Below are 12483 nucleotides of genomic sequence, written 5' to 3'. Positions count from 1 at the left end.
GGCGCCCACCAGCCGGTGGTGCTCGGCGCGACGGCCCGCGCCGCCGGGCTCGGGCCCGAGGACGCCGCGCACTGCGCCGCGTACGAGACCGTCAGCGGCCCGGCGACGGCCGCCGTACGGCTGCTGAGCCTCGACCCGTTCCAGGCGACGGCCGTCCTGGCGCGGCTCGCGCCCGACATGGACGACGTCGCCGCCCGCGCCACGGCCGCCGCACGGGAGGGCGTCGACGCCCTCCCGGCCGCGTCGGCGCCGCTGCTGGACATCACGGCGGAGCAGCACGCGGCCTGGCCCGTACGCCTCTTCGCCTCGTAAACGACCCTGGAGCCGAACATGCACCTCGACCACTCCCACGGCGGCCCGGCCGCCGTCAGCGCCGACGCCTTCCGCCCCGACGGCACCCGCCGCGCCCTGCGCATTGGACTCGGAGGCCCTGTCGGCTCCGGCAAGACGGCCACGGTCGCGGCCCTCTGCCGTACCCTGCGGGACCAGCTCTCCCTCGCCGTCGTCACCAACGACATCTACACCCGCGAGGACGCCGAATTCCTGCTCCGCAACGCCGTCCTGCCGCCGGAGAGGATCACCGCCGTCGAAACCGGCGCCTGCCCCCACACGGCCATCCGCGACGACATCTCCGCGAACCTCGAAGCCGTCGAGGACCTGGAGGCCACGGTCGGCCCGCTCGACCTGATCCTCGTGGAGTCCGGTGGCGACAACCTCACCGCCACCTTCTCCAAGGGCCTCGTCGACGCGCAGATCTTCGTCATCGACGTCGCGGGCGGCGACGACATCCCGAGGAAGGGCGGCCCCGGCGTCACCACCGCCGACCTGCTCGTCGTCAACAAGACCGACCTCGCCCCGTACGTCGGCTCCGACCTGGAGCGCATGGCCCGAGACGCCAAGGAGCAGCGCGGCGCCCTGCCGGTCCTCTTCACCTCGCTGACCGGCGAGAACGGCGTGGCACCCGTGGCGGACTGGGTACGGGAGCGGCTGGCCGCCTGGACGGCTGCGGCCACGGCCGGGGCCGCGTGAGCGTCCACGCCACGGCCAGGATCGTCGCGGACCCGGGCGGCGCCCTGCCGGTCCTGGAGAGCGAAGGACCCCTGGCCCTGCGCCGCACCCGGGCCACCGGCCCCTACGCGCGCGTGACCGTCGTCGGCGCGATGAGCGCCCCGCTGGGCGGCGACCGGCTCGCCCTGGAGGCGCTCGTACGGGACGGGGCGCGGCTCACGGTCGACGCGGCGGCGGCGACGGTGTCCCTGCCGGGCCCGGACGGCGCGCCCGCCGCGTACGACGTGCGGCTCACGGTGGGCGAGGGCGCCGCGCTGCGCTGGCTGCCCGAGCAGTTGATCGCCGCGCACGGCTCCGACCTGCGGATGCGGACGACCGTCGACCTCGCCCCGACCGCCCGCCTGGTCCTGCGCGAGGAACAGGTCCTGGGCCGCACCGGCGAACCCCCCGGCACGCTCACCACACGCCTCACCGTCCGCCGCGACGGTCGGCCCCTGCTGGACCAGGAACTCGCCTGCGGCCCCGGCGCCCCGGGCGGCTGGGACGGCGGCGCGGTCCTCGCGGGGCACCGCGCGGTCGGGCAACTCCTCGTCGTACGGCCGGAGTTCGAAGCCCGGCCCGCGCAGGCCCGGCTGCTCGGCGACACGGCGGCCGTCACGCCGCTCGCGGGGCCCGCCGCCCTGGTGACCGCTGTCGCGCCGGACGCGCTACGGCTGCGGCGCGTCCTGGACACGGCCCTGGCGGAGCTGACGGCGGCGCCGTGACCGGGCGGGTGCTCAGCTGCGGCCGGGTGCTCACCGGCGGCCGGGTGCTCAGCGGCGCCGCCACGGCAGCCGCGCCCGGCGCCCTGCGGCCTCGGGCCCGGGCTCCGCGGCGGCCTTCACGACCGCGGCGTACTCGTCCACGTACTCCTGCCCCGACAGCTCGCGGATCCGGTACATGATCTCGTCCGTCACCGCCCGGACCACGGCCTTCTCGTTCTCCATCCCGGCGTACCGCGAGAAGTCCAGCGGCTCACCGAACCGGATCGTCACCCGCCTGATCTTCGGCAGGACCTTGCCGGGCGGCTGGATCTCGAACGTGCCCACCATGGCGCACGGAACCACCGGCACGCCCGCCTTCAGCGCCATCACCGCGACCCCGACCTTGCCCTTGTAGAGCCGCCCGTCGTGCGAGCGCGTGCCCTCCGGGTAGACGCCGAGCAGTTCACCCCGGCCGAGCACACCCAGCCCCTCCCGGATCGCCGCCTGCCCGGCCTCCTTGCCGGAGCGGTCCACCGGGATCTGTCCGGCACTGCGGAAGAACGCGGCCGTCAGCCGCCCTCTGAGCCCGGGCCCGGTGAAGTACTCCTGCTTCGCGAGGAAGGTGATGCGCCGTCGGAGCACGGCCGGCATCAGGAAGTGGTCCGAGAAGGACAGATGATTCCCCGCGACGATGGCCGCACCGTGCTCGGGCACATACCGCATGCCCTCCGTCCGCGGCCGGAACAGCAACCGCAGCGCGGGACCGAGGAGCACGTACTTGAGCACGTGATAGAACATGGGCCGCCTCCCTCATGCACGGCATGATGCCGCCCCGGGGCCGCGGTGTCAGCGATGCGGCCCCGGGGCCGCTGGTCGGCTCACCCGTACGGGATCAGGTCACTTGTACGTGATGTCCGAGGCGACGTACCGGCAGTGCGTGCCGTCCGGTCCGCTGCCGAGCTGCTTGGGCTCCTTGCCCGTGTTGTTGCCCTCGTACCGTACACACGGCTTGATCCTGCGGCCGCTGTCGCCGTGGACGCGGATGTTGCGCAGCGCCGCCGTGTCGCCGTAGTTCGCGTTGACGCCGACGATCTGCTGGAGCGGCGCGGTCACGTCCACGTCGTTGACGATGATCGTCCGCTGGTACTGCCTGGAGCAGTTGCCGCAGCTGCGGACCAGCTTGCCCGAGTCGGCCACCTGGAACTTGCTGATCACCAGCTTGCCCGCGCCGTTGAACTGGAAGACCTTGTCGGAGGCCTTCCGGGCGCCGCCGCCGTACACCTTGTACACGGACGACGCCGACGTGCCCTTGAAGGAGGCGGCGTCCTCGCCGACGTCCTCCCACCAGACGTTCTGCAGTGTGCAGCTGCCCATGCAGTGGATGCCGTCGGCCGCGGGGGAGCCGAGCACGACGTTCTTCAGGATCGCGCCGTCCTTCAGCTTGAACAGCGGCGCCTGGTTCTCGTCCTGCCCGCCGTCGCCCAGGTTCCCGCTGCCGTAGAAGCGCTTGAGCCCGCCGTCGTACGTGCCCGAGAACTCGATCGTCCTGGTCACCGGACGGTCGTCGGTCGGCTTGGGCCAGCCGGCTGCAGCGGCCACGGCCCCGGCGGGCGCCAGCATGCCGTTGGCGACCAGCGCCGCGCCGGTCAGGCCGAGGGCGCTCAGGCCGCCGACGAGGGCGCGGCGGCGGCCGACGCGGCGACGGTGCCGGGTACGCGGCTGTGTCTCTGAACTCATGTGATTCCTCGAGTGGGGGTCAGGTGCACCCCGTGGTCGCCGCCGCGACCCCACGGGGTTGCCGTCACTCGAGGAGCTTTTTCCGGCTCCGCCGTCTCAGCCGTCGCGGGTGGCGAGCATCCCCAGCGTCACCAGGCCGAGGACGATCCAGGCGAACCACAGCCAGCCGTTGCTGCCCAGCGCCACCGAGTACGCGGTCGCCACGACCAGCCCCCCGACGGTCAGCGCACCCATCGCCTTCGTGGAAGTGGAAACGGAACCGGACATCACGCCCTCCTCCGAGCCGTGGGCCCCGATGCCATCGTGACCCCTCGGACACCCGGAGCGCCACCGGCCGGCCGTGTCCCCGGCCTACCGTGCACGAGCTCGTCAGCGCCCGCGCGCCTGGAGCGAGGCCAGGTACGCGTTGTACGCCGCCAGCTCCTTGTCCCCGTCCCGGTCCGCCGCCCGGTCCGAGCGCCGCGCCGCGCGCTCCTCCGAGCGGTACCACTGGTACAGCAGCGCGACCAGCACCACCACCGACGGGATCTCGCTGAACGCCCACGCGATACCGCCCGCCGCGTTCTGGTCGGACAGGGCGTCGATGCCGAGCGACGCCGGCGGGTTCGTGTACGTGCCCACCATCGGCTCCGTCGCCATCATCAGCGCGATCCCGAAGAACGCGTGGAACGGCATGCCCGCGAACAGCTCCAGCATCCGCATCACGTAGCCGGGCCGGTGCGGGCCCGGATCCACGCCCATGATCGGCCAGAAGAAGACCAGGCCGACCGCGAGGAAGTGGACCATCATCGCGATGTGCCCCGGCCTGGACCCCATGAGGAAGTCGAAGAGCGGAGTGAAGTACAGCGCGTACAGGCTCGCGATGAACATCGGGATCGTGAACGCGGGGTGCGTCACGATCCGTGTGTAGCGGCTGTGCAGCAGCGCGAGCAGCAGCTCGCGCGGCCCCTTGCCGCGCCCCCGGCCGGAGACCGGCAGCGCCCGCAGCGCCAGCGTCACCGGCGCGCCGAGCAGCAGCAGGATCGGCGACAGCATGCTGATGATCATGTGCTGCACCATGTGCACGCTGAACATGACCATGCCGTAGTCGTTCAGCCCCGTGCACGTCACCAGCGCGATGGTCAGCACACCGAGCGTGAAGAAGACGGTACGGCCGACCGGCCAGCCGTCGCCGCGCCGCCGCAGCCGCGCGACGCCCCACCCGTACAGGGCGAGCGCCAGGAGGCAGCCGACGGCGAAGAAGGTGTCCGGGGAGAGCGCGAGCCCCCGCTCCAGCGTGAACGGCGGCAGGTCCATCGGCATGCCGTGCCCGCTGTGATCCATCCGCCCGCTCCTGATTCGTGCTGAGTTGTCCGCTTGCCGCACCAGACTAGAACCGCCCCCGGCCGCGTCGGCGACCGGGGGCGGTTCACGTCGTACGAGCCCAGGGGATCAGAGGACGGTCTCGGCCTCCGCGTACCGGTCGGTCGGGACGGTCTTCAGGGTCTCGGTGGCCTCGGCGAGCGGCACCATGACGATGTTCGTGCCGCGCAGCGCGGTCAGCATGCCGAACTCGCCGCGGTGCGCGGCCTCCACCGCGTGCCAGCCGAAGCGGGTGGCGAGGACACGGTCGTACGCGGTGGGGGTGCCGCCGCGCTGGACGTGGCCGAGGATCACCGGGCGGGCCTCCTTGCCGAGCCGGTTCTCCAGCTCGACCGAGAGCTGCCGGGCGATGCCGGCGAACCGCTCGTGGCCGTAGATGTCCTTGCCGCCCTCGTCGAACTCCATGGAGCCCGCGCGCGGCTTCGCGCCCTCGGCGGCCACGACGATCGCGAACCGCTTGCCCGCCTCGAAACGCGCGCCGACGCGGGCGGTCAGCTCCTCTATGTCGAAGGGCCGCTCGGGCACGACGATGGCGTGCGCGCCGGCCGCCATGCCGGAGTGCAGGGCGATCCACCCGGTGTGCCGGCCCATCACCTCGACGATGAGGACCCGCTGGTGCGACTCGGCGGTGGTCTTCAGCCGGTCCAGGGCCTCCGTGGCGACGCCGACGGCCGTGTCGAAGCCGAACGTCACGTCCGTGGACGCGATGTCGTTGTCGATGGTCTTCGGGACGCCGACGATCGGCAGCCCGGCCTGTGACAGGAGGTTCGCCGCCTTGAGGGTGCCCTCGCCGCCGATCGGGATGATCGCGTCGAGGCCGAGGTCCGCGACGTGCCCCTTGGCCCGCTCCACACCGTCCACCAGGTGGGCGGGCTGGACGCGGGACGACCCGAGGATGGTGCCGCCCTGGGCGAGGATGCCACTGACCGCGTCCAGGTCGAGCTTGCGGTAGTCGCACTCCAGGAGGCCCTTCCAGCCGTCGTGGAATCCGATGACCTCGTCACCGTGGTCGACGACGGCGCGGTGCACGACAGAGCGGATGACGGCGTTCAGACCGGGGCAGTCGCCGCCGGAAGTGAGCACACCAATGCGCATAGCCCGAAATACCTTTGCAACGTGGGCCGACTCCCGGACCACGTCGTCCGGCTGGATCGACCGCCACCCTACCGGCGCGGGGTGAAACCGCCGAACCGGACGTCCGACCTTTGGACGTACTTCGGAGGAACAGACGAAACGTCAGACGGCGGCCGCACGGAGAACCGGAGGGAACCCGGTTCCGTGCGGCCGCCGCCGGCGGTGCCCGCGGGGCTACTCCGGCTGGCTCGCCGCCGCGATGCGCTCGGCGCGCAGCGCCTCGTACCACCGGTCGTCGGCCGGCGGCAGCGCGTTCACGTCGAGCGCCAGCTTCAGCAGCATGTCCGCGATCTGCGGGTTACGGGCCATGACGGGGCCGTGCATGTACGTACCGAAGACCGTGTCGTTGTACGCGCCCTCCGTGCCGTCGCCCGTGCCGTTGCCCCGGCCGAACACCGTGCGGGCGAAGGGGCGGGCCGTCGGGCCGAGGTGGGTGATGCCCTGGTGGTTCTCGAACCCGGTCAGCTGCGGCAGGCCCAGCCGCGGGTCGATGTCGGCGAGCACGTCGCCGACGCACCGCTCGCCCTCGCCGCGTGTGGAGATCACGTCGATGAGACCGAGGCCGGGCTCCCGCTCACCGAGGTCGTTGATGAACTCGTGGCCCAGGATCTGGTAGCCGGCGCACACCGAGAAGATGATCGCGCCGTTCTCGGCCGCCCGGTTGAGACCGCTGTCGCGCCGCAGCCGCTCGGCCGCGAGCCGCTGCGGCCGGTCCTCGCCGCCGCCGATCAGGTAGATGTCGCCGGAGGTCGGGATCGGCTGGTCGCTGCGCACGTCCACGCGCTGCACGTCCAGGCCGCGCTGGCGGGCGCGGCGCTCCACGACGAGGACGTTGCCCTGGTCTCCGTAGGTGCTGAGCAGGTCCGGGTAGACCCACACCAGACGCAGACTGCTGTCGCTCATGCTCTTGCTTGTCCTTCGGGTCGGAGGTCAGTTGCCGACGCGGCGGCGCACGTCCTGGAACGCGGTGTAGTTGGCGATCAGCTCGATCCGCCCGGGCGGCGCGAGCTGCACCGCCTCGTCGAGGGACTCGCACACCCGGAAGTCGAGGCCCGCGACCTCCAGGCGGACCGCCAGGTCGAGCCTGCGGTCGCCGATCACGGAGATCGGGTGCCCGGCCAGCCGCGGGTAGTCCACGTCCCACAGCCAGGAGGTGTCGGTGCCGTCGGCGCCGCGGGCGTTGACCGACAGGATGACGGGGCTCGGCGGCGGGTCGATCAGCGAGAACGTCTCCAGCCAGCCGGCCGGGTTCTTGGCGAGCAGCAGCCGCAGGTCACGGCCCTGGAAGGACACCACGTCATACCGGCCGGCCACGGCCTGCACCTGGTACATGCGCTCCAGGGCGACCTGCGGCGGCACCCCGAACACGGCGGCGACGGCCGCGGACGTGGCGGCGTTGGCCTTGTTGGCGCGGCCGGGAAGCTGGAGCTGGATCGGCCACGCCTGCCCGTGCGGGTCCAGGACGTGGTCGCCGCTGAGCGCCCAGGTGGGGGAGGGGCGGCGGAAGCCGCACTCGCCGCAGAACCAGTCGTCGCCCGGGCGCTGCATCACACCGCCGCAGGCGGGGCAGGACCAGGCGTCGTCCTTCCACTCCTGGCCGGCCGCCACCCACACCACGTTCGGGCTGGACGACGCGGCCCACACCACGAGCGGGTCGTCGGCGTTGGCGATGATCACGGCTTTCGCGCCGGCCAGGCCCTCGCGCCACTTCTCCGCGAGCATGCGGGTCTCCGCGGCGCGGTCGAGCTGGTCGCGGGAGAGGTTGAGCAGCGCGATCGCCTTGGGCGTGACATCGCGGGCCACCCCCGCCAGGTACTTCTCGTCCACCTCGATGACGCCGAACTTGGCGTCGCTGCCGCCCGCGAGGGCGGAGGTGATGCCCGCGGGCATGTTGGCGCCGAGCGCGTTGGAGACGACCGGGCCGCTGGCGCGCAGGGCCTCGGCGATCAGCCGCGTGGTCGTCGTCTTGCCGTTGGTCGCCGAGACCAGGACGACGTCCAGATGCTGGGCGAGGCGGCCCAGAAGGTCGGGGTCGAGCTTGAGCGCGACCCGGCCACCGATCACCGATCCGCTGCCGCGGCCCGCCGCGCGAGACGCCGCCGCTACGGCCTTGCCCGCCGTCACGGCCAGCTTGGCGCGCGGCGACAGCGGCTCCGAGTTGCCTGCCATCGTCCTTGTTCCTCCTAGCGTGGGTCCGGACTCAGCCTATCGAGATCCGGTCGGGGCCCCGCACCCCGCCACCTGCCGGAGTGCAGGTGGCGAGCGGATCGTACGCTGGTCGCCATGCGAAACCGGCCGATCCCCGGCAGTTCCGGCGCCGTACGGGCCATGAGCCTGCTCGGCGAGCCGGTGCTGCACACGCCCTGCGAGACCGTCACCGACTTCGGCCCGTCCCTCGTACGGCTGGTCGAGGACATGTTCGCCACGATGTACGCGGCGAACGGCGTCGGTCTGGCGGCGAACCAGATCGGCGTCGGCCTGCGGGTCTTCGTCTACGACTGCCCGGACGACGAGGACGTCCGGCACCTGGGCCATGTCGTCAACCCCCGCCTGGTGGAGGCGGACGGGGTGACGGTGCGGGGAGCGGAGGGCTGTCTGTCGCTGCCGGGGCTCGAAGCGGGGACGGAGCGCTTCGACCACGCGGTGGTGGAGGGCGTCGACGTCCACGGCGCGCCGGTCCGGGTCGACGGCACGGGCTTCTTCGCCCGCTGCCTCCAGCACGAGTGCGACCACCTGGACGGGCTGGTGTACCCGGACCGCCTGACCGGCCTGCGCCGCGCGAGGCTGCTGCGGGCGGCCCGCAGGACGCCGTGGGGCCGGGCCTCCGGCGTCCGCGACTGACGCCGCGGACGCCGCGGACGCCGTCGGCGTACCGAGACCGCGGCGGCTCGGGCCCTGTGCTCCACACGCACCCAGTACGGCGCGCCCAACCGGTATCCTCGCCCGCGCCCTTGACGTACGGCACGCGGAGCGGTCCGGTCCGGGTGCGGACGGAACCCTGCCCCGAGGCGGGCACCGATTGACCATGCCCGCACGCCGTCCATACCGTAGAAGGCGCTTGCTGAAAATGCTTCCATCAGCATGTCAGGAGGGCCATGCCCAGCCCGCAGCCACCGACGGCCGTGTTCGCGATGGACCCGGTGCACCTCCCCCTGCTCTTCCCTCCGCCGCTCATGGCCCGGCTGATTCGGGCGAGCGACATCGACCCGGCGCTCGTGGTGCGGGACTTCGCCGATCCGGCGGTCGCCTCCGACCTGGCCCGCACCGAGGTGCTGATCACCGGCTGGGGCTGCCCCCGCCTGGATGCCGGGCTCCTCGCCGCCACCCCCATGCTGCGTACCGTCCTGCACGCCGCGGGCTCGGTCCGGTCACTGGTCGGAGAGGCCCTGTGGAAACACGGCGTCACCGTCTCCAGCGCGGTGACCGGCAACGCGCTGCCGGTCGCCGAGTACACACTCGCCATGATCCTTCTCGCCGGGAAGGACGCGTTCACCCACCGCGAGCGCTACCGCGCTACCCACGCGTACCCGACGTCCGCCGAGACCGCCTCCACGGGCAACGTCGGCCGCAGGATCGGCGTCATCGGCGCCTCGCGCGTGGGCCGACGGCTGCTGGAACTGCTGCGGCCCTTCGACTTCACCGTCCTCCTCCACGACCCCTACGTCAGCTCCGCCGAGGCAGCCGGACTCGGCGCCGAGCCGCTCTCGCTGGAGGACCTCCTCCGGCGCAGCGACATCGTCACCCTGCACGCCCCGGAGATCCCTGAGACCTACCGCATGCTCGACCGCGACCGGCTCGCCCTCATCCGCGACGGCGGCGTGCTCATCAACACCTCGCGCGGCGCTCTGGTCGACCCCGGGGCGCTCACCGACGAACTGGTCTCCGGCCGGCTGCACGCGGTCCTCGACGTCACCGACCCCGAGCCGCTGCCCGCCGGATCCCCGCTGTACCACCTGCCCAACGTCTTCCTCACCCCGCACATCGCCGGCTCACTCGGCAACGAGCTGGAGCGGCTCGGCCGTATCGTCGTCGAGGAACTGGAACGCCTGGCCGCGGGCCTGCCCCCGGCCCACCAGGTGCGGCACGCGGACCTGTCCCGTGTCGCCTGAGCCCTGGCCGGCGGCGGGACACCCCAACTCCGCATGGCCCGCTGCGCACGCTCCTCTGGGCCCTCAAGTGAGGGGCCTCAGAAGCCCGGGCCGTCCTTGCGGTCATGGGCGGCGGCGAGCCGGCCCCAGAGCAGCTCGGCCAGGGAGGACACCAACTCGGCACGGGAGCAGGGCCGTTCGCCCAGCCACCAGTCGCCGGCCGCGTGCATCATCCCGACGATCCCGTGCCCCCACACGCGCGCCAGGGCCTCCCCGCCCTCGCCCAGGTCGATGCGCTCGGCGATGACCTCCGCCAGCTCCTCGCCCATCCGGCGCAGCAGCGGTGCCGAGTGCCGGCCCACGTCGAAGCCCTGCTCGGGCTGCTGGGCGCCGCCGTCCTCGGCGGGGTGCATCAGGAAGCGGTACACCTGCGGCCGCGCCTCGATCGCCGCGAGGTACGTGTCGAGGGTGGCCTCCACCCGCTGCCGGCGCTCGGCGGGCGCGTCCAGCGCGCCGCGCAGGGCGGCCAGCAGGGCGTCGGTGTGGCGCTTGGCGAGCGCCCGGTAGAGGCCGCCCTTGTCGCCGAAGTGGCGGTAGAGGATCGGCTTGGTGATCCCGGCCTCCGCGGCGATGGCGTTCATGGACGCCTGAGGCCCGTCGCGCAGCACCACGCGGTCGGCGGCCTCGAGTAGTTCGCGGCGCCGTTGCTCGGCCGACCGCTGCTGCTCGGTCCGGTGTGTGGTGTCCATAGCGTCTCTCCCCGCCCGTCGATGTTCCCGAGGCCTGCGCAACGTAACACCGACCCGGGTCCGGCTGCCGGTTGACAGCGGCTACTTACCGGTAACAGACTGCGGTTACCGCAAGTAACACCGCACGCCGTATGTCCGCCGGGAGGGATCATGGCCGAGTTCACGCTCGAGCTCAACGACGACCAGAAGCAGGTCCGTGACTGGCTGCACGGATTCGCCGAGGACGTGATCCGCCCGGCCGCCGCCGAGTGGGACGAGCGCGAGGAGACCCCCTGGCCGGTGATCCAGGAGGCCGCCAAGGTCGGCATCTACTCCCTCGACTTCTACGCCCAGCAGTTCTTCGACCCGACCGGCCTCGGCATCCCGGTGGCGATGGAGGAGCTGTTCTGGGGCGACGCCGGCATCGCCCTGTCCATCGTGGGCACCGGCCTGGCCGCCGTCGGCGTACTCGCCAACGGTACGGAGGAGCAGATCGGCACCTGGATCCCGCAGATGTACGGGGACGCCGACGACGTCAAGGTCGCCGCGTTCTGCTCCTCCGAGCCCGACGCCGGCTCGGACGTCGCGGCGATGCGTACCCGGGCCGTGTACGACGCGACCAAGGACGAGTGGGTCCTGAACGGCACCAAGACGTGGGCGACGAACGGCGGCATCGCCGACGTCCACGTGGTGGTGGCCGTGGTCGACCCCGAACTGGGTTCGAAGGGCCACGCCTCCTTCATCGTCCCGCCCGGCACCCCCGGCCTGTCGCAGGGCCAGAAGTTCAAGAAGCACGGCATCCGCGCCTCGCACACGGCCGAGGTCGTCCTGGACGACGTACGGGTCCCCGGCTCCTGCCTGCTGGGCGGCAAGGAGAAGCTCGACGAACGCCTGGCCCGCGCCCGCGAGAAGGCGCGGAACAGCGGTGGAGACCGGGTGAAGAACGCCGCGATGGCCACGTTCGAGGCGTCCCGCCCCGCGGTGGGCGCCATGGCGGTGGGCACGGCCCGCGCGGCGTACGAGGTGGCCCTGGACTACGCCAGGACCCGCCGGCAGTTCGGCCGCCCGATCATCGACAACCAGGGCGTCGCCTTCCAACTCGCCGACATGCGCACCCAGATCGACGCCGCCCGCCTCCTCGTCTGGCGCGCCTCCTGGATGGCGAGCGCGAACAGGCCCTTCACGTCGGCCGAGGGCTCCATGTCCAAGCTGTACGCCAGCGAGGTCGCCAAGAAGGTCACCGCGCAGGCCGTCCAGATCCTCGGCGGTAACGGCTACACCCGCGAGTACCCGGTCGAGCGCATGCACCGCGACGCGGCGATCTACACCATCTTCGAGGGCACCAGCGAGATCCAGCGCCTCGTCATCGCCCGCACGCTCTCGGGCATGCCGATCCGCTGACCGAGGACACGCCCTAGGCGGCCGGTGCGATGTCGCCGCGGTCGGCTGCCGCCCACGCGGTCACGAGGGCCTGGTAGATCCGCTGGCCGTCCGCCGACAGCGTGCCGCCCGATCGTGCCCACAGCTCGCGGATCGCGGCGTTGAGGGCTTCGGTGTCTGGCGTATCGGTTTCGAACGGGGACGTGGACATGGTTCCAGAGTAGGGAGTCCGTACGCCGATACCACCCTGTTCGCCGCCCATCGTGAGCATTCACACGATGAGCGGCGCAGGATGGACACGTA

The 12483-nt window shown here is 72.3% G+C and carries 15 protein-coding genes; 6 read left to right on the top strand and 9 right to left on the bottom strand.

Going from position 1 to position 12483, the window contains the following annotated elements:
* From HTZ82_RS06805 to HTZ82_RS06795, 3 genes are all read left to right on the top strand, one after another.
* The coding region (locus HTZ82_RS06805; RefSeq protein WP_302852208.1) for an urease accessory UreF family protein at positions 1–312 on the top strand (312 nt) is incomplete at its 5' end.
* Positions 313–330: 18 nt separating this feature from the next.
* On the top strand, positions 331–1029 hold the full coding sequence (gene ureG, locus HTZ82_RS06800) for an urease accessory protein UreG (protein WP_175408376.1): 699 nt from the start codon (positions 331–333) through the stop codon (positions 1027–1029).
* Entirely contained in the window at positions 1026–1772 is a 747-nt protein-coding gene (locus HTZ82_RS06795) for an urease accessory protein UreD (protein WP_175408375.1), read from the top strand. The genes ureG and HTZ82_RS06795 overlap by 4 nt, the downstream gene beginning before the upstream one ends.
* Positions 1773–1820: 48 nt before the next feature.
* Here the strand turns inward: HTZ82_RS06795 and HTZ82_RS06790 are convergent, their stop codons facing one another.
* The 7 genes from HTZ82_RS06790 to HTZ82_RS06760 all read right to left on the bottom strand — a co-directional run bounded on the left by HTZ82_RS06790 (position 1821) and on the right by HTZ82_RS06760 (position 8153).
* Positions 1821–2549, bottom strand: coding sequence for a 1-acyl-sn-glycerol-3-phosphate acyltransferase (locus HTZ82_RS06790; protein WP_175408374.1), 729 nt, complete (start codon positions 2547–2549; stop codon positions 1821–1823).
* A 99-nt stretch (positions 2550–2648) separates the two neighbouring features.
* Positions 2649–3488, bottom strand: coding sequence for a pectate lyase (locus tag HTZ82_RS06785; protein WP_175408373.1), 840 nt, complete (start codon positions 3486–3488; stop codon positions 2649–2651).
* A gap of 96 nt (positions 3489–3584) precedes the next feature.
* Entirely contained in the window at positions 3585–3755 is a 171-nt protein-coding gene (locus HTZ82_RS06780) for a hypothetical protein (RefSeq protein WP_175408372.1), read from the bottom strand.
* A gap of 102 nt (positions 3756–3857) precedes the next feature.
* Positions 3858–4811 (bottom strand): cytochrome c oxidase assembly protein, encoded by a 954-nt coding sequence (locus tag HTZ82_RS06775; protein WP_175408371.1) that lies wholly within the window; start codon positions 4809–4811, stop codon positions 3858–3860.
* 108 nt (positions 4812–4919) lie between these two features.
* A complete protein-coding gene (locus HTZ82_RS06770; RefSeq protein WP_175408370.1) occupies positions 4920–5945 on the bottom strand; it encodes a 6-phosphofructokinase in 1026 nt (341 codons plus the stop codon).
* Between the two features lie 213 nt (positions 5946–6158).
* Positions 6159–6887 carry a type 1 glutamine amidotransferase gene (locus HTZ82_RS06765; protein ID WP_175408369.1) on the bottom strand — a complete coding sequence of 243 codons (729 nt, stop codon included), beginning with the start codon at positions 6885–6887 and terminating at the stop codon, positions 6159–6161.
* A gap of 27 nt (positions 6888–6914) precedes the next feature.
* Positions 6915–8153 (bottom strand): MurT ligase domain-containing protein, encoded by a 1239-nt coding sequence (locus HTZ82_RS06760; RefSeq protein WP_175408368.1) that lies wholly within the window; start codon positions 8151–8153, stop codon positions 6915–6917.
* 114 nt (positions 8154–8267) lie between these two features.
* Between HTZ82_RS06760 and def the strand changes: the two genes are divergently transcribed.
* Together def and HTZ82_RS06750 are read left to right on the top strand one after the other, a co-directional pair.
* Complete coding sequence (def, locus tag HTZ82_RS06755) at positions 8268–8825, top strand: peptide deformylase (RefSeq protein ID WP_175408367.1); 558 nt, start codon at positions 8268–8270, stop codon at positions 8823–8825.
* A 254-nt stretch (positions 8826–9079) separates the two neighbouring features.
* Positions 9080–10093 carry a hydroxyacid dehydrogenase gene (locus HTZ82_RS06750; protein ID WP_175408366.1) on the top strand — a complete coding sequence of 338 codons (1014 nt, stop codon included), beginning with the start codon at positions 9080–9082 and terminating at the stop codon, positions 10091–10093.
* A 77-nt stretch (positions 10094–10170) separates the two neighbouring features.
* On the opposite strand, the gene HTZ82_RS06745 is transcribed toward HTZ82_RS06750, so the two are convergent.
* On the bottom strand, positions 10171–10821 hold the full coding sequence (locus HTZ82_RS06745) for a TetR family transcriptional regulator (protein ID WP_175408365.1): 651 nt from the start codon (positions 10819–10821) through the stop codon (positions 10171–10173).
* A 150-nt stretch (positions 10822–10971) separates the two neighbouring features.
* Between HTZ82_RS06745 and HTZ82_RS06740 the strand changes: the two genes are divergently transcribed.
* Entirely contained in the window at positions 10972–12201 is a 1230-nt protein-coding gene (locus HTZ82_RS06740; protein WP_175408364.1) for an acyl-CoA dehydrogenase family protein, read from the top strand.
* A 13-nt stretch (positions 12202–12214) separates the two neighbouring features.
* Here HTZ82_RS06740 and HTZ82_RS06735 read toward each other — a convergent pair whose 3' ends face one another.
* Positions 12215–12391, bottom strand: a complete 177-nt coding sequence (locus tag HTZ82_RS06735; protein WP_175408363.1) for a hypothetical protein — start codon at positions 12389–12391, stop codon at positions 12215–12217.
* Positions 12392–12483: the final 92 nt, after the last annotated feature.

It is taken from the genome of Streptomyces sp. TRM64462 (assembly GCF_013362995.1).
GTDB lineage: Bacteria > Actinomycetota > Actinomycetes > Streptomycetales > Streptomycetaceae > Streptomyces.
The sequence above is the reverse complement of the archived record's forward strand: the minus strand, read 5'-3'. Positions and strand labels throughout refer to the sequence as shown.